Source organism: Corynebacterium callunae DSM 20147, from assembly GCF_000344785.1.
In the GTDB taxonomy this organism is placed as follows: domain Bacteria; phylum Actinomycetota; class Actinomycetes; order Mycobacteriales; family Mycobacteriaceae; genus Corynebacterium; species Corynebacterium callunae.
In genome coordinates, this window is sequence record NC_020506.1 from 492,139 (window position 1) to 512,324 (window position 20,186).

Consider the following 20,186-nt stretch of genomic DNA (forward strand, 5'->3'; position numbering starts at 1 on the left):
GTCACTCAGACTTGCACCAAGGACGGTTTAACCATGACAAGTAGTTTTTCCCGGCGACAGTTTCTGCTCGGCGGGCTCGTACTCGCCGGCACCGGGGCCGTGGCCGCCTGCACCAGCGACCCTGGACCCGCTGCCTCGGCACCAGGTCCCTCCCTTCGCCCCACTCCCACCCCCACTGCGCTCGGTGAGCCGACGGTGCGCCGGACACTGACCGCCCGGCCCCTCTCCCTGGATATCGGCGGCATCGAAGCCAAGACGTGGGGATACGTCTCTGACACCGGGGATGCGGCCATTGAGGCCACCGCCGGCGACGTCCTCCAGGTCGATATCACCAATGAACTGCCTGAGAGCACCTCCATCCACTGGCATGGCATCGCACTCCACAACGCAGCCGACGGTGTGCCCGGCATGACCCAGGACCCCATTGAACCTGGCGAGTCTTTCTCCTATGTTTTTGAAGTCCCCCACGGTGGCACCTACTTCTACCATTCCCACACCGGCCTGCAGCTTGATCGCGGCCTCCACGCCCCACTGATCATCCGTGACCCGCAAGACGCTGAGGACCAGGACGTCGAGTGGACCATCGTGCTCGACGACTGGGTCGATGGCATTCAGGGCACTCCCGACGATGAGCTCGACAAGCTCACCGGAATGGGTTCGGGCGACCATAACGGGAGGATGGGAATGGGAGGTCACGGCCAGATGATGCACGGCACCCCGGACCGGGTACTGGGCGGGGATGTCGGCGATGTGATGTATCCGCACTACCTCATCAACGGACGTATCCCCCGTGCTCACCGGACCTTCGAGGCTCGCCCGGGCAACAAGGCCCGCCTGCGGTTTATCAACTCCGGCGGTGACACCATCTTCAAGGTGGCCCTCGGTGGTCACCGCATGACTGTCACCCACACCGACGGCTTCCCTGTCCAGCCCTGGGAGACCGAATCGATCTACCTGTCGATGGGCGAGCGTGTCGACGTCGAGGTCATCCTCGGCGACGGCATCTTCCCGCTCACGGCTTTGGCGGTGGGTAAGGACGACCGCGCCTTCGCCGTCATCCGCACCGCCGGCGGCCAGGCCCCCCGCCCCGATGTCGACTTCCCCGAGTTGTCGTCCACCGGACTGCTTCTGTCCTCCCTGAAGCCAGCAGACCGTGCACTCCTGCCCGAGGGCACACCAGACCGAGAAGTCAGCATCGACCTGGGCGGGCAGATGATGCCGTATGAATGGAGCATTCTCACCGACGGCCAATCCTCCTCCGCGACCGTGCAGGAGGACCAGCGCCTGCGGATGGTCATGCGCAACAGGACCATGATGCCCCATCCCATGCACATCCACGGCCACACGTGGGCGCTGCCCGGCAGCGGCGGGCTACGCAAGGACACCGTCCTTCTCCGCCACGGTGAAACCATGATCGCCGACCTGATCGCTGACAACCCCGGTGAGTGGGCATTTCACTGCCATAACGCCTATCACATGGAAACCGGGATGGTCAGCTCGCTTCGCTACGAGTAACCCCCACAGCAGGGTTGAGTGCCGAGGTGGGCAGAGTCGCTGCAGACCACCCACCGGGCAGCACGATGACCTTCCTCGGTGTTGTGGTCTTCCGGGACAACCAGAACACCGTCTTCTTCCCCACCGCCCCGGAATAAGGAGATCTAATCCATACCGAGCACACCCCGCAGAGCCGCCATCGCGGTTGCCGCGGTGCTCTCCGCCCAACTTTGCAACAGCACCGATTAAAGTGTCTCATTTCCTTGGAAGTGGGACACCTTGATCGGTACGTGGGCCGGAAGCTGCCGGCAATAGCCCTCACTTTTAAATCACGTCGGGAACACCGCCAACTAGGCAGCCGCTTCCTTCCTGCGCAGTGAAGGCCTCAGCCTGAAAGTGCAGACGACCTCTGGCAACGACGCCACCCCATGTTGAAGTTAGTTCAGCAACAGCTGTATAGTTCAGCACATGATGACTATTGCTTCTCGTCTAGACGTGATGAACCGGTTGGGTCGGGCCATGGCGGATCCGACTCGTTCCCGCATTCTCCTGGCGCTGCTGGAGGGGCCGGCCTACCCGGCCGCTCTCGCCCAGGATCTGGAACTGACACGCTCGAACGTGTCGAACCATCTCGCCTGCCTGAGGGACTGCGGAATTATTGTCGCCGAACCGCAGGGGCGACAGACCCGCTACGAGATCGTTGATGCTCATCTGGCGCAGGCGTTGAACGCGTTGCTGGATATCACCCTGGCCGTCGATGACAACGCCGAATGCATCGACGCCGGATGCGCCGTACCTGGGTGTGCCACTGGACAGGAGAGTGCGCAGTGGTAACCGGTCTACTGTCGGCGATTGGTCTGTTTATCGCCACCAATATCGACGACATCATCGTGCTCTCGCTGTTTTTTGCCCGCGGGGCGGGGCAAAAAGGGACCACGCTTCGGATTCTGGCTGGTCAGTACCTCGGCTTCATGGGCATCCTCGCGGCCGCAGTCCTGGTCACGCTGGGGGCAGGAGCATTCCTACCTGCTGAGGCGATCCCGTACTTCGGACTAATTCCCCTGGCCCTGGGACTATGGGCGGCCTGGCAGGCCTGGCGAAGCGATGATGACGACGATGATGCGAAGATCGCCGGGAAAAAGGTGGGTGTGCTGACCGTCGCCGGTGTGACGTTTGCCAACGGTGGCGACAATATCGGCGTCTACGTCCCGGTATTCCTCAACGTGGACACTGCCGCCGTCATCATCTACTGCATCGTTTTCCTCGTCCTGGTGGCAGGCCTGGTCCTGCTGGCAAAGTTCGTGGCCACCCGCCCGCCCATCGCAGAAGTCCTTGAGCGCTGGGAGCACGTGCTGTTCCCGATCGTCCTGATCAGCCTGGGCATCTTCATCCTCGTCAGCGGCGGCGCCTTCGGCCTCTAATAAGCCCATCCCGAGCGCCCGGGTGGCCTATCCAGGCGTTGCCATCGGCGTCGACTGAACCGCCAAACGAAGCTGCAAGTCACAAGTAGAAATAGTGGGATCAAAAGTGTCTCAATAGGGTATATTCAACTGATTCAAAGCGGGGATTGGTTCTTTGGTCGTATGCCCATGTCCCTTCGGCATACAAGGAACCTTATCCTGGGCAAGTACGCGAAACAATTATTCGACAGATTGAACGATTTGCGCCTGGATTTCGTGATGTTATTTTGAAAACGAATGAAATCAGTCCGGAAGCATTAGAGGAATGGAATCCGAACTTAGTTGAAGGCGACATCGCAGGTGGCTCAATGGTTGGTTCTCAAATGTTATTTCGACCAGGGATTGGACTTCGCCCACATAAGTTGGCCCAGAGCCTTTATATAGCGTCAAGTTCCACACCTCCCGGAGCTGGTGTACATGGAATGCCTGGATGGTGGGCAGCTCACGAGGCAATGATCGACATTAATGGCTGTCCATAAATCCTTGCTTTTTCTACGAACCACGATTGCACCGGTATACAGGTCATGGAGACCAATAGAATTTTTTCCTTTAATGCAGCTGGCCAGTAATAAAGCCATTGCCACAAGTGATGCTACGGAACCGATAAAGGGCAAAGGCTCAAGAAGAATCCATGAATTTCTCACCCCTGAAGCAAAAATCTTCAGTGCACCACTACCATCTGCGGCGACGACCTTTATGCGTGCAAGAGCTTTTCCAGGTGTTGTCTCAAATTGAGATTCCACAAGCGATTTAAACATCCAGAAAAACATATTGAGCATGGCCAAAAATAAAGGAGAGAAGATACTGACACCCAGAAGAACAGCAATGACTGTGCCAACCGCAAGTCCGATAGTGCAATCGATGAGTAGGGCTATAATTCTCCTACTAATCGATGCCGTGATGAGATTTGGTTTGGCAGTTTTATCCATAGTGTGCGTCTTCTTCTCTGGGGATATCCTGCGCAGCGGCGAGAAGTTCTTCTGCAATCGGCATCACTGACTCAGATACATCAGCAACCACAAATACCGCTGAGTCACTAGTGGGAGATATAAGTATCATCGAACTAAATCCGAAAGACTCCCCGTTATGCCACTTAATAGTGGGATCTTCAACATTGTCTTGCCATGTAAATGCAGGTAGTCCTTTGTCCAGCAGATATTGAGAGAATATAGACATATCGTGTGCCGTTGAGCGCAAACCTGCAGCTGGAAGAAAGCCATCCATTTCCCAGGGCTCAACGATCTTCCCAGACGGAGCGTAACCAGGTGTTGCCTCCTCGGATAAAGATCCAGGTGTCATAAGAGTGGTATCGGTGAGCTTTAACGGTTGTAAAAGGTCACGGTCTAGTAGCTCTGCATAACTTAAATGAGCGTTGTGAGCAAGGACATGCCCTAGGAGTGAATAGCCCAGATTTGAATATTCAAACTCACCACGTGACGACAATTGTGCTTTAGAGCTTGCCTCAATTACATGATCTACTGAAATGTTGGCATAAGGATTCTTGTCAAAAAATGGCATCAACCGTGGTCGAATTCCTACGTTTCCTAATCTCGGTAAACCACTAGTGTGATTTGCTAATTCTCTCATTGTCACAGTTTCGATGGGAAACCCGCTAACTCGCTGACCAAGAACATCACCTACAGTGGTGGATTCAGTAATGTCGCCACGTTCAATCTGAATGCGGAGTAATTCTCCAGTAAACACTTTTGTAATGGATGCTATTTCAAAGGAGTCTGTAGGTGTAGCCCCCAAACCGCCAAAGCGTACTGTGCCGTGAGAGAGAACGGCAGCAGACATACGGTGAAATTTCCCCTGTGCCTCACCAGCGAGAATGCTCGATACCATAGCGTTGCCCGTCGGTTCTCCTGCGTTAAAAGACTTTGGCTGCTCATTGACGGCGCTGAATATTGAGAGGGCAATGATACTTGCGATTGTTCCAGCCACTATCTTCTGGTGTTTCATCATCAGTGATCCTCGCTTGCAGAGATGATGGCGAAGAGTGGAATGATCCTTTCGGAGGGAATTTCGTAGACTCCGCCGCGACCCTTTCGAACCCAGCCTGATGCTTCAAGTTCGTTAAGGTGATGATAAGCAGTACCAGTTGATGAAGTGACCTCAAGTCGGCAGAGTTCCGCGACAGTACACGGTTCATGTATTAATTGCTTGAGAATCAGCGCTCGTTGCGGATGTGCCAATGCCGCTAGACGTAAAAAGGAACTTTCCCAGGAGTTCTCTACCAAGTCTTCTGGATGCTTTGTCCAGGAGTAGGACACAGAGCCATCTCGCCCCTGAAACTGGCCGGAGAAGTTAATGGTTCCATGCCCAACTTCTCCTGGCTCTATATATGGATCGACATAGTTATCGTCGGTTTTTCTTGGTTGAGGATGAGCTTTTCATGGCGGGCGACGATAGTTTCTAATCGCTCAATGCGCCGGAAAAGATCCTCATTATTATCCCCTTTGTTCACACTGAACATTATTCCATAAATCTAAATGTTTAGAATAATTACAGGGGTAATTTTCATTGCCCCATGATAATTCCATATTTAAGAAATTTAAACACCCTAAAAATGGGGTATTTTTATGGAAATTTAAATATTCTCCATGTAATCGCATACAGAATTAATTGAATTTGAGTGCAAGCTGAAACTTTCACTCATGGATGCCTCACATGCATCAGTTTTGTTAATAGCATGTCAACGTTGCCCCGTTACATTAACTAGCGAATGCCAGTCTGCATCCCCAGTTTCAGAAGGAAAGTCCCACACCTATAGATGTTTGAAGATGTCGGATACCTCATCCTTCTATCCTTATTGTGCTCAAAGTGGTGCTGTTGCAAAGTTGGGCCAGGGTCGAAAAGCCCAACCTCAAGACAAGACGCAATGGACCACTTTCTGCGGCGACGTGCGTGAGGATGCTGCGGGCGACCTCGTCCGGGGCGGTTCCCCCGCCCGTTGCTCCCGGTTCGCTGGGCCATGGAACGGTCGCCGTACCTAGCAGCTGTTCGCGCAGTTCGTCGTAGTCGCTGTTGGGCTCGCTGAACCTCATCCCTGACGTTGCCCACTGTGTGTCCATCGCGCCGATCTCGGCGAGGGTGACTCGGATGCCCATCGACTGCACCTCGGCAGCCAGCGCCTCGCTAAATCCCTCCAGGCCCCACTTGGCAGCGTTGTAGAGACCGAGGAATGGCATGGCGCCTACGCCGCCCGTAGAGGAGATTTGCACGACGTGACCGTGCCCGTGGCGTCGCATGATGGGCAGTGCAGCTTGGGTCATCCACATCGGACCGAACAGGTCGACGTCCAAGATGGCGCGAGCCTCCGCCTCGCTAATTTCCTCGACGGCTCCCACCAGTCCATAGCCAGCGTTGTTCACCAGAACGTCCAAACGTCCGGTGACGCGACTGGCCTCCTCCACAGCGTGTCGGCATCCCTCCCTGTCTGCGGGATCGAGCCGGGCCACGGTGAGGCGTGGATCCTTGACGGGCAGGGCTTCCTTCCGGGTAGTGGCCACCACGTGATGACCAGCGGCCAGCGCTTGCTTGGTCAGAGCGAGCCCGAGGCCGCTGCTCGCACCTGTGATGAGCCAGGTCTGCGTTGTCGTCATCCCACCATTCAACACCAAACGAGACGCTACGTCTCGTTTCTATACTGGGGGCATGGCCAGACCCGAGACCGTCAAGCGTGTGCACGCCGCAGTCATGGCCCTTGCTGACCGCGGTGGCCCCGGTGCCTTGACGATGGAGGGCATAGCCGCTGAGGCGAGGGTGGGCAAGCAGACCCTCTACAGGAGCTGGCTTTCCGTCCATGCCATTCTCTTCGACGCTCTTGCCGGCGAGTCCGCCGCCTTGGACGCGTCCGCCGACGATCTCACAGTCATAGAAGTGCTGCGAGCAGCGATTGACGAAATCTCCACCGAGCCACGTTCCTCACTGCTGCGGATGCTGGCTGCCTCGATCCAGACGGACGAGGTTGTTGCGCAGCAGTTCCGGGAACAGCTATTCGAGCCTCAACAAGCTCAGATCACGAAACTTGTCGCAGCCGCCGGATATGCGAACCCTCAAGCGTCGACCGAACTGCTACTCGCGCCGATCTTCTACCGCTGGTTCCTGCGACTGCCCCAGTTCCGAGACGACGAGCTCCGGGAGCATGCCGAGCGCATCCTCGACCTGGGGTCGTAATCCTTCAATCAACGTGTCCGGTCAGTACAGCTAGCGAATCTCGGTGGTCACGGGATCGAGCAAGAGTAGACAGGTGTTCTCCTCGAATTCTTCGACGACCGCGGTGATACGAAGAGTGTCTTTGACGCCTAAGGTGTCGGGAATGTTAGGACCGGTGAGCTGCAGATCAGAGACGATGTTCACGTCCCGGAACTGGAACGCCGGCCCGCGGACGTAGGTTTCATCAAAGTCCCTTGGGCCGATCAGAATGTCGTAGCGTGTGTCGTAGTCACCGTGGTTGTTCATCGCAGCGATGTGGCCGTCGAATGCGATGGTCCGGCCTGCGTACTCGGTGGCAAAATCGACGACCGGTTGGCCACAGTAGTCCGGTTCGTGCAGGATCCGGGCGAGATCTGCATTGTTATCGACGGTAAGAATCTCAACAGCTTCAGAGGCAGCCGGTTTTGCTTCAGGCTCAGGAGCAGGCTCCAGGGAAGGCAGCTCGGTGCTCGAAGCTGTGGCAGCTTCGGTCGTGGACGTGTCGTTGCTGTCTTCCTGTAGCACCCCGATGGTGATGATGGCGGCCAGGACCACACCGACGCCGCCGAGTGCGGCCCACAGACGCCAGGGTGTCTTTGGCTTAGGTCGGCGGAAGGTCAAAGTGGTTCGCAGTCGACCCTGCTCTTGGGTGACCAGTTCCCAACCGTCCTGCTGCTTGTTCGTGATCGTTTTTTCCTCGGTGCCCCGGATCGCCTTGACTTCAGTGACCTCGTACTTCGGTTCTTCGCTGGTCATATCTCTTCCCGTTCTTCGATAAGGGTGTGGTGGGTAACCCGTACCTAAGGGCAGGGGAGTCACAGTCACGGTGTCCTGGGATGGGATTATCCTACCGTGACTGACGTTGTTGGAAGATTATCACCGGCAAGGTAGGCGGAAAGCACTGGACAACAGGGGTAATTCAGGCGACGAGTGAGGCGGGTCATTTCGTCGGACTCTGACCGTTGAGGGACGCGGAAAAACCCTCCGGATGCGCATCGTGCGGTGGTGCACTGCGCGCCCATCGTGATGGGCGACAGGCGTCATACCGTGTACCAGCCTGGAAGAACACCGTCAGGAGGGCCGGCCACGATGCCAGATAGCTCACACTTCCCGCAGCCGTGGGTTCTACTTCAAAACAGCGATCCGGGCGATGCTGCTAGCCCTAGAGGAAAACTACTGGAGCCAGCAGGCCACCATCTACGAGGAATCCGTCATCGACCGGGAGTTCCACACCATCATGGACCACGCGCTACGCCCCGACGGCCAGGAGCCTGACCTCATCTAACGAGGAAAGAGCTAGGAGCTGTTCCCCTGACCGCATCCGGCTATCTCACGTTGTTCCGCGAATCTTCTTGGGCCATTTCCGCCGAGGTACCCCTGGTTTTAACGCAGAGATTGGGATATTGGAGGGACCCTGGACTACTGCCCGGCTTCATCTACCCCGCGACTCTCGCGGACGTCGGCTTCCAAATGGGCGATGAAGAACAGGTAAACCACGAGGCCCGACACCATTTGCGCCGCCATCATCCCACCACTCGAGGCAGTAAGTCCCGCCTCCAGCGTGTTAATCAGCACGGCAAAAGTCGCCCCGGCGAAGTTCCACTTCTTGGACGGCTTCAGTTCCTTCCACTCGGAAAGACCATGCCCTGTGGTGGTGCTGACGAATTCTTCCAGCTCGTCCAGATGCTCTTCGACAGCAAGCGCCGCGGCTTCCCCGATCTCCGTGTCCGCTTGGGCGATCTGGACCGTCGCTTGCAGCGATTTCGGGTTGTAGAACGCGATTTTGCTCGAGATCTGCTTCAGCACGTCCTCCGGGAGGAAGCTGGCATGCGTGTGGAGCTGGGTCATCAGCTTGGCCGTGTCCAACGTCGGGTTGAAGCTGCCCATCAGCTTGGCCGTGTCCAACGTCGGGTTGAAGCTGCCCATCAGCTTGGCCGTGTCCAACGTCGGGTTGAAGCTGCCCATCAGCTTGGCCGTGTCCAACGCTGGCCCCTTCGCCAGACCCGACCAGACGCTGGTATCCAACACGGAGGCCTTCACCAGGCCCGCCCACGCGCTGGTGTCGATTGAGGGACGGATCGATTCCAGCACTGATTTCCCCAAGCGGGAATTTTCCTGGAGTAAGTCATTCAACGGATTCATCTTCAAGGTCTCCGCAACCAGGTCAACCATGGGATCCATCTTCAAGGTCTCCGCAACCGAGGAAGCGGGAAGGCGAACGTCATCGCTGATGTCATCGCCTTCGAAAGGTGAGTCTGTACCAGTCAAGAATATCTCCATGTCAGATGAGGGGTTATCGCCAAGAAAGGCTTAAGGGAAATTCTACGGCCCACCTCCAATGGCTAAATGGGGGAAGACGTCGCTATCGGGCCAAAATGGACCCAGATCTCCTAAATGATCTTCTGGGGTATACCTGGTAGACCAACATGCCGGCGACCATATATGCCATCCAGATCAAAATTGGATAGGGCGAATAAGAAGGCATAAAGAGATGTTGAACACCTGCTGCAATGCAGAGCAACAACAAGATGATGATTTGCAGGTTCCAGCACACTTTGGCCACCCACTCGAGCACTGCCATGGAAACACCCATAGCAATCAGGACTACTGGATATCGCCAGCGAAGGGGAGGAGCGCTATGCCCAACAAGATGAGGAGCAGGCCACGGCAGAGCAATTTCAAAAAGGAGTTCAGCGCTGTTCCACGGGAGATGAACATCATGGAGAAGCCTGCAATGACGGCAAAAAGTGCCGCGGGGATTCCAGCGAGGATGGTGTGGGGAATCCAGGGGACAAAAGCTAGGTGCAGCACAATCATGCCAATGATTGCGAGAGCCCGAGTAAGGTCCAAACCGACTATGCGGGAGGACGGAAGTGATGGCATGTTAATCCATTCCAAAAGGCTAAGGTGCAGTCCTACCTATAGAGTTTTCTGACATCTATTTTCATTAGCAAGGTGAAACTACCTTATGATAGAAAAAGAATTTACCTATCAGGCAAGGCTGCAGCGCTTTACGTGAACGCGATTAATCTATCCCCTGTTTATTTAAGAATGGTGAAAGCTCTAATGATGGCAGCTGGGAAAAATTCCCCAGCTTGTGATTTTAATGAAAACGTTTTCAGATTAGACTCAAAAAACTGGCAATCCTGAAATGGTGCTGGCAGCACGTCCGTTTAGTGACCGCGAGTTGCCACAATTAACAGCAATTCGGCGCGAGTAAGGGGATCGGAAAGGTTGAGTTCGCAAATCTCCGCAATGCGTTCCATGCGGGTGCGCACGGTATGGCGGTGAATACCAAGTTTTTGGGCGGTTTCGCCAAGATGTCCGCCACTTTGGGCAAAACACACCAGGGTAGGCGCAAGCTCAGTGCCATAAACGTCATCATTATCGATGAGGCGATCATAGGTTTGTTGGGCGCGTGCATCTAGAGCTTGCTGAATGGCCGGATTGCGCAGCCACATGGCGCTCGCTTCGCGCGGTTCAGAAAAAGTGCCGAGCTTTAATAACACTGCCTGTGATACCAGCTCTTGAATGAGTGCTGGGGTGATTTTCTCAATTTGGGTGGGTAGGCCAATGCAAATGCGCACCTCGGAGATGGTGTTTCCAAAGAGTTCCATCGTGGTTTTGACAGTTCTGCTGCCACGCAAAAACACCAACACTGCGGGCTCTGGAGTGTCGTGCAAAATGAGGTGTGACAAAGCGCGGTCATGATCTTCCAACTGGGAAGCTGCATGGTTAAGGGTTTTGTTTACTGCCTGGGCGCGCGTTCCGCTAATAACGACAGGGCGCACCTGCCCTAAAGCATCGGTGACATCGTGGAAAATCTCGCGGACATTGGGAGCGTGGTCAGTACGTCGCAATAAGAGGGACATGGCCAAGGTTTTGAGGTCAGTTTCCCGGGTACGCATGGCATGGGGGCGCTGCAGCAAAATATCGGAAAGGCCAGCACAGTGACGGATTAGGGCACGGTGTTGATCACTGGGGCGAGTGCGCATGACAGCGGAAAACATATGGTGGCGGTCTCCAAAGCGGGTCATACGCTGCAAAATGCCCATCTGCCCTTCATGATTGATGGCCTGGCTGCCGCCATCTAGGTGGGCTTGGGCCTGGGGGACTGCACTTAAACCGGAATGTGGAATGGAACAGGCGATTCTGCCATCACTATCCACAATGGCGATCGCAGCACCAATGGTGGTGGCGGTGTATTGGCAAAGGGCAGCAAGCCCGCCGGTGATGGCAATTGAGTTGAGTTTTTCTTGTTCAATAAGCAGTTCTTGTTGGCGCCGGCCGGCGCGGCGAGATTGTTCTTTTTGTACTGCGGAGGTGATGGAGATGAAAGGGATTTCGCGGGGAACCTCAAAAAGTCCGAGATTGTGTTCCAAGGTGGCGTCGACAAGCTCTTGAGGAACCTCTGGGAAGGTGAGGCCGGAGCCGAACCCGATGGCTTGCACCCCCGCATCGGCGAGTTTTTGGGCCCAATTTTTGAGTTTTTGGGGGTGGTTGGCAAAGGCAATGCCCACAGAGAGCACCACTGTATTGGGTTGAATGAACTCGGAGGGGTCAAGAAGTTCACTAATTTGAATTTCTTTGAAGGTAGCGCGGGAGGAGTGGATTTCCCGGAGTTTGAGCTGCTTTTGACGGTATAACCAGCCTAGATCGAGATCATCAAGGTCAAGATTCATCTGCCACCACTCCTGTCAATATTCTATATTGGCGAAAATCTTTCCATAATTTCGCCAACTTGTATATATTATCTGTCGATCGACACGGGGAATACTCATCTTTAAGACATTCAGAGTTGTAGTCCAGATCACAGGAGTAGCCGTGCAAGATTTCACCTACCGCATCCCCCAGACCCGCCACATCAACGAGCAGGTCCCAGGAACCCAATCTGAAGCATTGGATCAGCGTCGCCAAGCAGCAGTTGCCCGCGCACTAGCGCCGGGCCTGCCTGGATACGTCGTTGATGCAGACGGCGGCATCTTGGTTGACGCCGATGGAAACCGCTACATCGACCTCGCTTCCGGCATTGCAGTAACCACGGTCGGCGCCTCCAACCCTGCCGTTGTACAGGCGGTAGCTGAGTCTGCTGCTCGCTTCACCCACACCAGCTTCATGGTTTCCCCCTATGAGTCCTACGTGGCAGTGGCTGAAAAGCTCAATGAACTCACCCCTGGTGACCACGACAAAAAGAGTGCACTTTTTAACTCCGGTGCGGAAGCCGTGGAAAACGCCATCAAGATTTCCCGCGCCTACACCGGCAAGGGTGCCGTAGTTGTTTTTGACAATGCCTACCACGGTCGCACCAACCTCACCATGGCAATGACCGCAAAAAACCGCCCTTATAAGTCTGGTTTCGGCCCTCTAGCTGCAGAGATCTACCGCGTCCCAGCTTCCTACCCACTGCGCGATGGTCTCAGTGGCGCTGAGGCGGCAGCGCGCACCATCTCCGCAATTGAAACCCAGGTTGGCGCAGAAAACCTGGCTTGTGTAGTAATCGAGCCAATCCAGGGCGAAGGCGGATTCATCGTCCCAGCCGAGGGCTTCTTGCCTGCACTTGCACAGTGGTGCCGCGATAATGATGTCGTCTTTGTCGCAGACGAAATCCAGTCCGGCTTCCAGCGCACTGGCCAGTGGTTCGCGAGCGAGGCTGAAAATGTGGTTCCTGACCTCATCACCACCGCAAAGGGCATCGCCGGCGGTATGCCACTATCTGCCGTAACCGGTCGCGCAGAAATCATGGACGCTGCTGGCCCAGGCTCCCTCGGTGGCACCTACGGCGGCAACCCAGTTGCTTGTGCTGCAGCACTAGCTGCCATTGACCAGATGGAAACTCATAACTTGAAGGATCGCGCGCTGGAAATCGAAGCCATCATTCGTGATGAATTCGCTCCACTGCTTGAGCTGCCTGAGGTTGCTGAGCTCCGCGGCCGCGGAGCCATGATGGCCCTTGAGCTTCTCGACGCCGCCGGCCGCCCTAACCCAGCACTGACCGCAGCGGTGGCACAGCGTGCCAAGGCTGCCGGTGTTTTGACCTTGACCTGTGGCACCGACGGCAATGTCATCCGTTTGCTGCCTGCTTTGGTTATTTCCGAGGACACCTTGCGCGATGGTCTGCAGGTTATTGCAGCAGCTATTGAGCACGAGACCGCAACTCAGAAAGTTGGCTAAACATGACAACTGTAGATATTGATACCTTTGACGTTGTTAACCCAGCAACCGGCGAAGTAATTGCAGAACTGCCCAACACCGGCACCACCGAATGGTTTGAGGCACTAGAAAAGGCAGATCATGCCAAGGCAGACTGGGTGGCATTGGCACCACGCAAGCGCTCTGAAATCCTTTATGAAATCTTCCAGCAGCTTATGGCAGATGCAGATGAGATCGCAGAGATCATCCACTCCGAAACTGGCAAGGCAGTTGCAGAAGCCAAGGGTGAAGTTGCTTATGGTGCAGAATACTTCCGCTGGTTTGCCGAAGAAGCTGTTCGTTTCCCCGGTCGCTTTAACCAGGCTCCCAATGGCAACGGCCATATTGCAGTAACCCGCGCTCCTGTGGGCGTAGTTTTGGCTATCACCCCGTGGAATTTCCCCATCGCCATGGCTACCCGCAAGATTGCCCCAGCACTTGCAGCTGGTTGCACCATCCTGGTTAAGCCTGCTTCTGAAACTCCTTTGACCATGATCAAGGTGGGCGAGGTTATTGCCTCCGTTTTTGAAAAGCACAATATTGATCAGGGTGTGGTGGCAATTTTGCCAACCGTCCGTGATGCTGAGCTTTCTGCGCAGCTGATGGCCGATAGCCGTCTTGCCAAGATCACCTTCACCGGTTCCACTCGCGTGGGCAAGATTTTGGTCCGCCAATCTGCCGACAATCTTTTGCGCAGCTCCATGGAGCTGGGTGGCAATGCAGCCTTTGTTATTGATGAGGCCGCAGATTTGGAAGCAGCAGTTGAAGGTGCAATGCAGGCCAAACTACGTAACACTGGCCAGGTTTGTATCGCTGCCAACCGTTTCTTGGTGCATGAATCTATTGCTGATGAGTTCACTACTAAACTCAGCGCAGCTATGGAAGCAGCCACTATCGGGCCAGTGATCTCAGCAGCTCAAAGAAACCGCATTGCACAGTTGGTTGATGAAGCAGTTGCAGATGGCGCTCAGGTAATCATCGGTGGCGAAGTGCCTGCAGGTGAGGGCTTCTTCTACCCAGCAACCGTGCTGCGTGATGTACCTGCGCAGTCCCGCATTTTGCATGAAGAAATCTTTGGACCTGTTGCTACCATCACCACCTTCGCCACCTTGGAAGAAGGCGTGGCACAAGCCAATGCCACTGAATTTGGTTTGGCAGCTTATGGTTTCAGTGAAAATGTGCGTGCTGCGCAGTACCTGGCACAGCACCTGGAAGCTGGAATGGTGGGCATCAACCGTGGCGCAATTTCAGATCCGGCTGCTCCTTTTGGAGGCATTGGTCAGTCCGGTTTTGGCCGTGAAGGCGGCACCGAAGGAATCGAAGAATACCTTTCCGTTCGTTATATCGCTTTGCCTTAAATCCTCCCTCGCTTAATTTCATGTGCGTTATCGACACAAAGGAAAAACCATGAGCACCGAACCTCTCTCCACAGCAGCTGCTGTGCCGGTAACTTCTGACACCTCGCCGCCTGCGGAGCACACCCCTGAGACCTCCCATGGCCGCAAATACCTCAGCGTTGCCCAAGGTGTGGCGCTAATCTACGGCACCAATATCGGCGCCGGAATCCTCAGCCTTCCTTATGCAGCACGTAATGGTGGTTTCTTGGCATTGGTGGTAGCACTGCTTATCGCTGGTACTTTGACCACCATCTCCATGCTCTACATCGCGGAAGTTTCCCTGCGCACCAATAAGCCACTACAGCTTTCGGGTTTGGCAGAAAAGTATCTGGGACAGTGGGGCCGCTGGCTGATCTTCGTAGCCATTGTGGTTAACAGCATTGGCGCGCTGATTGCCTATGCTTCCGGCTCGGGTTCTCTAATTTCCAATCTCACAGGATTGCCTCCCATCGTGGGTACCTTGGCGTTCTTTGCACTTGGCACCTTCGTAATGGTGAAGGGCTTGCACGCTGCAGGTTTTGTAGAAGGCCTGATCACCACGGGTATGGCATTAATCATTGTTACCTTGTGTGCTTGGACCATCTTGGGACCGGGAATCTACGCGGAAAACCTCATTGTTTTCCATCCTTTCTACATCGTGCCCATCATGAACCTGGCTGTGTTTACCTTCTTGGCACAGTATGTGGTTCCTGAAATTGCCCGCGGCGTAGATCCAGCATCTCCACAAGCAGTGCCACGTTCCATCATCATCGGCATGGTTGCCACCGGCGTCACCCTGGCTGCTGTTCCTTTTGCAGCTCTTGGTTTGCTGGGCACCAACGTCAGTGAAGTTGTCACCCTTTCCTGGGGAGATGCTCTCGGACCTGTTGCTTATTATCTGGCTAACGCCTTTGCTCTCTTGGCTATGTTTACCTCTTTCATTGCCATCGGCTTTACTGCAATGCGCAATGTGTTGGATATTCGCCACTGGCCAGAATCTGGTTGGCAGCGTTCCGTGGCAGTGGCTTTGACAGTCATTCCACCACTGTTGATCTCCATCGCAGGTCTTGGGGGCTTTGTGGCAGCACTTAGTTATGCCGGCGGTTTTGCCGGTGCGACTATGTCCATCATCCCCGTGCTCTTGCTGCGCGCAGCTCGAAAGAATGGTGATAGGCAGCCAGTATGGATGGCAACCTGGCAGGCACACCCAGTACTGCAGTTCCTGCTGATTGCTGTTTATGCGCTGGCTTTTGTTTACTCCGTGCTTGCTATCGTCGGTCTGGTTCCTGCAGGTTGGGCATAAATCCGGCATAAAATTAGCTTAAGATAAGGTAATTCCTTTGGTTTCGCGGTAGCGTAGGTGCTGTGACAGATAACGGCACCGCACAGCACTCACAAAACTCCAAACATGCAGTCATCGTGGGCGCTGGCCCCAATGGTTTAACTACCGGTGCATTGTTAGCCCAAGCAGGCTGGCAAGTAGACATCTATGAAGCGAGCCCCCACCTCGGTGGAGCGGCTCGCTCCCAGTCGTTATTGGGGGAGGGGACCATTAGTGATTTGGGTGCAGCTGCCCATCCTTTTGGAATTGCCTCCCCGGTGTTCTCCAAATTGGGATTAGAAGAACATGGCCTTAAATGGGCGCACTCCAAATATCCCATGGCCCATCCTTTTGATGATGGCCACGCAGCTTTTCTAAAACATGGTGTTAATGACACTGCCCAAGGGTTGGGAGCAGATGCGCGCCATTGGAAGCGTGTACATCGCTCCATTACTAAAAATATTGATAAGCACTTAGAAAATGTCTTAGGTCCGGTGCTGCGTATGCCACCGCATCCTTTGCGGATGGTGCAATTTGGAGCAGCAGCTCTTTTACCAGCGCGCACCTTGGCCAATGCCGCCTTTGAAACTGAAGATGCCCGCGCGCTATTTAGTGGCTCTGCAGTGCACGCCATTACTCCGCCAGATAAGCCACTTACCGCAGCTTTTGGATTGCTTTTTAATGCGCTGGGCATGTCGCGCGGCTGGCCGGTAGCAGTGGGTGGAACTCAAGCAATTGCCGATGCGCTGGCTGCCGTAGTCGCAGAACATGGCGGAAAAATCCATCTAGAAGAGCCCATTGAGGATCTCAGTAGGTTTAAAGCTGCCGATGCCATCGTGTTAAACCTCACGCCAGCGCAGGTATTGCGCCTCAAAGGTGTTGAGGTTGCAGATTCCATTGAGCGCAAAATGAAAAAGTGGCGTTATGGGCCATCTTCTTACAAGATCGATTTCCTCCTTGATGGTCCGATCCCTTGGAAGAATCCCGAGGTAGCCAACGCAACCACAGTGCATGTTTGTGGTTCTGCCGATGAAATCCGCTTGGCTGAAGCAGAAGCCGCCGCCGGACGAATGCCAGATCGCCCCTTTGTTCTGGTGTGTCAACAACAAGCTGCAGATCCTACGCGCGCCCGAGAGGGCAAGCACGTGGTCTGGGCCTACGCACATGTACCGCGGGGTTTCGTCGATAAGCGGGCAGGTGGCCTGATTGCTAATCAGATTGAACGTTTTGCGCCGGGCTTTAGGGACTGCGTTATTCAAGCGGTGACAACTGATGCCAACCAATTAGAGGACTGGAATCCAAATTTGGTGGGCGGTGATGTGGCTGCCGGCGCCACTGATGGTCTGCAGTCTATTGTGCGGATGCCTTCTAAACTTGGCCCCAAAACTTATATGGCGTCGGCGTCTAACGCGCCGGGTGGGGGAGTGCATGGCATGCCGGGCGCGTGGGCCGCGCGCGCCGTGCTAGCTGACCACCATTAAAACGCTTTTCGACGGGCACTAGGTGCGGATTTGTTTATTATGGAAGGCTGCTCTAGAGTAAGTCATCGAAGTTTGAACGATCGGCATTTGGCCGATCGAGCTCAAGGTTCACCGAAGACCGTAGGTCATTTGCAATTATGCGAATCGAAGGATTCCTCTTCAGGAACGGCCCACGCAGGAGACACTTGATCGCCTTAGGTTCCTTTTATGGAATATATTGCGCCCTGTGCTCTTGCACGGGGCTTTTTTCATGAGTTTTTCTTGTGAGTAAAGCTCCGCGGATCAGTAGATTACACATAAGAGGAAAGGAGGCGAAGTAATGGCAAACCCTAAAAATGAAGCAGCTTTGGCAGAGCTCAAGGCACGTTTCGCTGAGACCGACACCGTCGTACTCACCGAGTACCGTGGCTTGACCGTGGCTCAGACCACCGAACTGCGTAAAGCACTGGGATTCGATGTCCAGTACTCCGTCGCCAAGAACACCCTTGTTAAGATCGCCGCTAAAGAAGCTGGCGTCGAGGGCCTTGATGATCTCCTGACCGGTCCGACCGCTGTTGCCTTCATCAAGGGCGAAGCAGTCGATACCGCTAAGGTGCTGAAGAAATTCGGCGAAGAGAACAAGGCATTCGTAGTCAAGGGTGGCTACATGGATGGCAAGGCGCTTAACGCTACTCAGGTTAACGCAATTGCTGAGCTGGACAACCGCGAGACCACTCTCGCAAAGCTTGCCGGCGCCATGAAGGGCAACTTGGCAAAGGCCGCAGGCCTGTTCAACGCTCCTGCTTCCCAGGTCGCACGCCTCGCCGTTGCGCTCCAGGAGAAGAAGGAAGCTTAAGTCGCCATCCGGCGCAAAAGTTTTACCCCATATTTTTTCGGGTGTGTAAACACCCACCAACAGGAAGGATGCCACCATGGCTAAGCTCACCAAGGACGAGCTCATTGAGGCTTTCAAGGAAATGACCCTCATCGAGCTCTCTGAGTTCGTTAAGGAATTCGAAGAGGTCTTCGAAGTTACCGCTGCTGCTCCAGTTGCAGTTGCTGCTGTTGCAGGCGGCGAAGCTGCTGCTGTTGAAGAGAAGGACGAGTTTGACGTCGTTCTCGAAGATGCAGGCGCAAAGAAGATCGGCGTCATCAAGGTTGTCCGTGAGCTCGTCTCCGGTCTTGGTCTGAAGGAAGCTAAGGAGCTCGTTGAGGGCGCACCTAAGGCTATCATCGAGGGCGCAAACAAGGACGACGCTGAGGCTGCTAAGGCTAAGCTCGAAGAGGCTGGCGCAAAGGTCACCCTTAAGTAAGAACTTTCTTACTCTTAAACCCCATCTCCACTGGATTTACTCCAGCTGGGATGGGGTTTTCCCATGTCTAAAAACGGTGGGCGGATTCACGGGCTAGTGGCGTCCATATATAGAGTCAGACAGGCCTTCCGGTAACATCGACGACATGCTGCCTAAATCCAGGATTATCTCCGCGCTCTTGCTCGGAATAGGTGTGGCACTAGTGGTGTGGGGCCTTGTAGCTCCGCGCTTTGTGCATGCCGACGGTCGACTGCCCCTCGACCTCGAGGCCACCACCTATGTGCTTCATGATGCGGACGCCCAGACCACCATTAACTCTGACCCCGCAGCGGGTGTGGTGACCACCCCTGTGACCCGTCAGCTGCATTTTGAGGTTATGGATCCAGCCAGTGCGGAAGAAGCAACCATCCGCATTGGAGATACCTATATGCGCGGCAATCCTGACACCCAAGGCTTTGAACAGGAACGCCTGCTTTCAGCCACGGTGTCCAGCCTGCGTATTGATCGCCTCAGTGGAGAGGTGCTCTCCGATATCTCACTGACCAACCAGCTAGCCAGCCCCACAGTGGAGTATTCCGTGGATGGCATTTGGTTGAAATTCCCCACGGACGCTGCAGCCACCACCTATAACGTGCTTGATCCCACGCTGCGCAAGGCGATGCCAGCTGATTTTGTGGAATCCACTGAGCTTGAGGGCCGCCAGATTATGCACTACCGCCAGGTCATTGATAATGCCAACGTGGCGGAATCCTTTGCCGATTCAAATAACACCACCACCTTGACAAAGGAGGATGGCGGCACCACCACCGGTTATCTTTATCACAATGTCACCCGCGACTTCTGGGTAGATCAAAAGACTGGTTTGTTGGTGGACTTGGCCGAAAATATCAATGATTATTATGGCGACCGCAGCGGGCAAAAATACGAACAAAAACTGCTTTTCGACGCCTCCCTCGACGATGCTGCCGTGGCTGCGCTGGTGCAACAGGCCGCCGAAATTCCCGATGCAGAAGTAATTGAGACCTTAAATAAGGTTGGAATTGGTGTTGGTGCAGTACTAATTTTGCTGGGTCTTTTGGGTAGCTTTGGAGTCTTTGCAAAAAAGCGTCGAAAAGCTTAAAACCCCAGCTGGGGGCACTTTCGCTGAATTTATCTCGCGCCCTAGGGCGCGCTGAATTGCGAAAACTGGGGGGTTATTTGCTAGGGTGCCCTTGTGAAGGCCAAAGCGGAGTGGCCAGAACCGAAGAATGTCCCGTTATCATGTGGGTATCCGGTTTAAGAAATCTCCTCTTTACTTCTGCGCTCATGTGGTATAAGCTGAGTCGTTGCGTTGGAATTTGTGTCTCTTTTTCGTTCCGATAGTCTCAAGACCTTGT

General features: G+C 54.7%; 23 protein-coding genes. 12 read left to right on the top strand and 11 right to left on the bottom strand.

What is annotated here, in order from left to right; all coding sequences use genetic code 11:
* Positions 1-33 precede the first annotated feature (33 nt).
* Complete coding sequence (locus H924_RS02320) at positions 34-1,515, top strand: multicopper oxidase family protein (protein ID WP_015650357.1); 1,482 nt, start codon at positions 34-36, stop codon at positions 1,513-1,515.
* 303 nt (positions 1,516-1,818) lie between these two features.
* Here H924_RS02320 and H924_RS14335 read toward each other — a convergent pair whose 3' ends face one another.
* Positions 1,819-1,962 carry a hypothetical protein gene (locus H924_RS14335; protein ID WP_155268199.1) on the bottom strand — a complete coding sequence of 48 codons (144 nt, stop codon included), beginning with the start codon at positions 1,960-1,962 and terminating at the stop codon, positions 1,819-1,821.
* Here H924_RS14335 and cmtR point away from each other — a divergent pair, their 5' ends adjacent.
* Together cmtR and H924_RS02330 are read left to right on the top strand one after the other, a co-directional pair.
* Positions 1,963-2,328, top strand: coding sequence for a Cd(II)/Pb(II)-sensing metalloregulatory transcriptional regulator CmtR (gene cmtR, locus H924_RS02325; RefSeq protein ID WP_015650358.1), 366 nt, complete (start codon positions 1,963-1,965; stop codon positions 2,326-2,328).
* Entirely contained in the window at positions 2,322-2,915 is a 594-nt protein-coding gene (locus tag H924_RS02330; RefSeq protein ID WP_015650359.1) for a cadmium resistance transporter, read from the top strand. Before cmtR ends, H924_RS02330 begins: the two co-directional genes overlap by 7 nt.
* A gap of 425 nt (positions 2,916-3,340) precedes the next feature.
* Here the strand turns inward: H924_RS02330 and H924_RS02335 are convergent, their stop codons facing one another.
* The 5 genes from H924_RS02335 to H924_RS02345 all read right to left on the bottom strand — a co-directional run bounded on the left by H924_RS02335 (position 3,341) and on the right by H924_RS02345 (position 6,559).
* Positions 3,341-3,883, bottom strand: a complete 543-nt coding sequence (locus H924_RS02335) for an RDD family protein (protein WP_015650360.1) — start codon at positions 3,881-3,883, stop codon at positions 3,341-3,343.
* A complete protein-coding gene (locus tag H924_RS02340) occupies positions 3,876-4,919 on the bottom strand; it encodes a serine hydrolase domain-containing protein (RefSeq protein ID WP_015650361.1) in 1,044 nt (347 codons plus the stop codon). The genes H924_RS02335 and H924_RS02340 overlap by 8 nt, the downstream gene beginning before the upstream one ends.
* Positions 4,919-5,227: an ArsR/SmtB family transcription factor gene (locus tag H924_RS14495; protein WP_245533887.1), complete on the bottom strand. Its 309-nt coding sequence runs from the start codon at positions 5,225-5,227 to the stop codon at positions 4,919-4,921. Before H924_RS14495 ends, H924_RS02340 begins: the two co-directional genes overlap by 1 nt.
* Before the next feature lie 65 nt (positions 5,228-5,292).
* A complete protein-coding gene (locus tag H924_RS14665; protein ID WP_281167553.1) occupies positions 5,293-5,421 on the bottom strand; it encodes a hypothetical protein in 129 nt (42 codons plus the stop codon).
* 328 nt (positions 5,422-5,749) lie between these two features.
* Positions 5,750-6,559 carry an SDR family NAD(P)-dependent oxidoreductase gene (locus tag H924_RS02345; protein WP_015650362.1) on the bottom strand — a complete coding sequence of 270 codons (810 nt, stop codon included), beginning with the start codon at positions 6,557-6,559 and terminating at the stop codon, positions 5,750-5,752.
* Between the two features lie 52 nt (positions 6,560-6,611).
* On the opposite strand from H924_RS02345, the gene H924_RS02350 reads away from it, so the two are divergent.
* Complete coding sequence (locus tag H924_RS02350; RefSeq protein ID WP_015650363.1) at positions 6,612-7,133, top strand: TetR/AcrR family transcriptional regulator; 522 nt, start codon at positions 6,612-6,614, stop codon at positions 7,131-7,133.
* A 30-nt stretch (positions 7,134-7,163) separates the two neighbouring features.
* Here the strand turns inward: H924_RS02350 and H924_RS02355 are convergent, their stop codons facing one another.
* Complete coding sequence (locus H924_RS02355) at positions 7,164-7,907, bottom strand: DUF4839 domain-containing protein (RefSeq protein WP_015650364.1); 744 nt, start codon at positions 7,905-7,907, stop codon at positions 7,164-7,166.
* A 394-nt stretch (positions 7,908-8,301) separates the two neighbouring features.
* Between H924_RS02355 and H924_RS14670 the strand changes: the two genes are divergently transcribed.
* Entirely contained in the window at positions 8,302-8,436 is a 135-nt protein-coding gene (locus tag H924_RS14670) for a hypothetical protein (protein WP_281167554.1), read from the top strand.
* 134 nt (positions 8,437-8,570) lie between these two features.
* Here the strand turns inward: H924_RS14670 and H924_RS02360 are convergent, their stop codons facing one another.
* The 4 genes from H924_RS02360 to H924_RS02370 all read right to left on the bottom strand — a co-directional run bounded on the left by H924_RS02360 (position 8,571) and on the right by H924_RS02370 (position 11,833).
* Positions 8,571-9,419 carry a hypothetical protein gene (locus H924_RS02360; RefSeq protein WP_029703784.1) on the bottom strand — a complete coding sequence of 283 codons (849 nt, stop codon included), beginning with the start codon at positions 9,417-9,419 and terminating at the stop codon, positions 8,571-8,573.
* Positions 9,420-9,513: 94 nt separating this feature from the next.
* Positions 9,514-9,732, bottom strand: a complete 219-nt coding sequence (locus tag H924_RS14080; protein ID WP_155861916.1) for a hypothetical protein — start codon at positions 9,730-9,732, stop codon at positions 9,514-9,516.
* Between the two features lie 23 nt (positions 9,733-9,755).
* Positions 9,756-10,034: a hypothetical protein gene (locus H924_RS13590; RefSeq protein WP_015650367.1), complete on the bottom strand. Its 279-nt coding sequence runs from the start codon at positions 10,032-10,034 to the stop codon at positions 9,756-9,758.
* 290 nt (positions 10,035-10,324) lie between these two features.
* Entirely contained in the window at positions 10,325-11,833 is a 1,509-nt protein-coding gene (locus tag H924_RS02370; RefSeq protein ID WP_015650368.1) for a PucR family transcriptional regulator, read from the bottom strand.
* Positions 11,834-11,975: 142 nt separating this feature from the next.
* On the opposite strand from H924_RS02370, the gene gabT reads away from it, so the two are divergent.
* The 7 genes from gabT (at position 11,976) to H924_RS02405 (ending at position 19,930) form a co-directional block, all read left to right on the top strand.
* Positions 11,976-13,322 carry a 4-aminobutyrate--2-oxoglutarate transaminase gene (gene gabT, locus H924_RS02375; RefSeq protein ID WP_015650369.1) on the top strand — a complete coding sequence of 449 codons (1,347 nt, stop codon included), beginning with the start codon at positions 11,976-11,978 and terminating at the stop codon, positions 13,320-13,322.
* Positions 13,323-13,324: 2 nt separating this feature from the next.
* Positions 13,325-14,698, top strand: a complete 1,374-nt coding sequence (locus H924_RS02380) for an NAD-dependent succinate-semialdehyde dehydrogenase (protein WP_015650370.1) — start codon at positions 13,325-13,327, stop codon at positions 14,696-14,698.
* Positions 14,699-14,747: 49 nt separating this feature from the next.
* A complete protein-coding gene (locus H924_RS02385) occupies positions 14,748-16,019 on the top strand; it encodes an aromatic amino acid transport family protein (RefSeq protein WP_015650371.1) in 1,272 nt (423 codons plus the stop codon).
* Positions 16,020-16,081: 62 nt separating this feature from the next.
* Positions 16,082-17,518 carry a phytoene desaturase family protein gene (locus H924_RS02390; protein ID WP_015650372.1) on the top strand — a complete coding sequence of 479 codons (1,437 nt, stop codon included), beginning with the start codon at positions 16,082-16,084 and terminating at the stop codon, positions 17,516-17,518.
* 319 nt (positions 17,519-17,837) lie between these two features.
* Positions 17,838-18,353, top strand: coding sequence for a 50S ribosomal protein L10 (gene rplJ, locus H924_RS02395; protein WP_015650373.1), 516 nt, complete (start codon positions 17,838-17,840; stop codon positions 18,351-18,353).
* 76 nt (positions 18,354-18,429) lie between these two features.
* On the top strand, positions 18,430-18,810 hold the full coding sequence (gene rplL, locus H924_RS02400; protein ID WP_015650374.1) for a 50S ribosomal protein L7/L12: 381 nt from the start codon (positions 18,430-18,432) through the stop codon (positions 18,808-18,810).
* 145 nt (positions 18,811-18,955) lie between these two features.
* Positions 18,956-19,930 carry a DUF3068 domain-containing protein gene (locus H924_RS02405; RefSeq protein WP_015650375.1) on the top strand — a complete coding sequence of 325 codons (975 nt, stop codon included), beginning with the start codon at positions 18,956-18,958 and terminating at the stop codon, positions 19,928-19,930.
* The last annotated feature ends 256 nt before the right edge of the window (positions 19,931-20,186 follow it).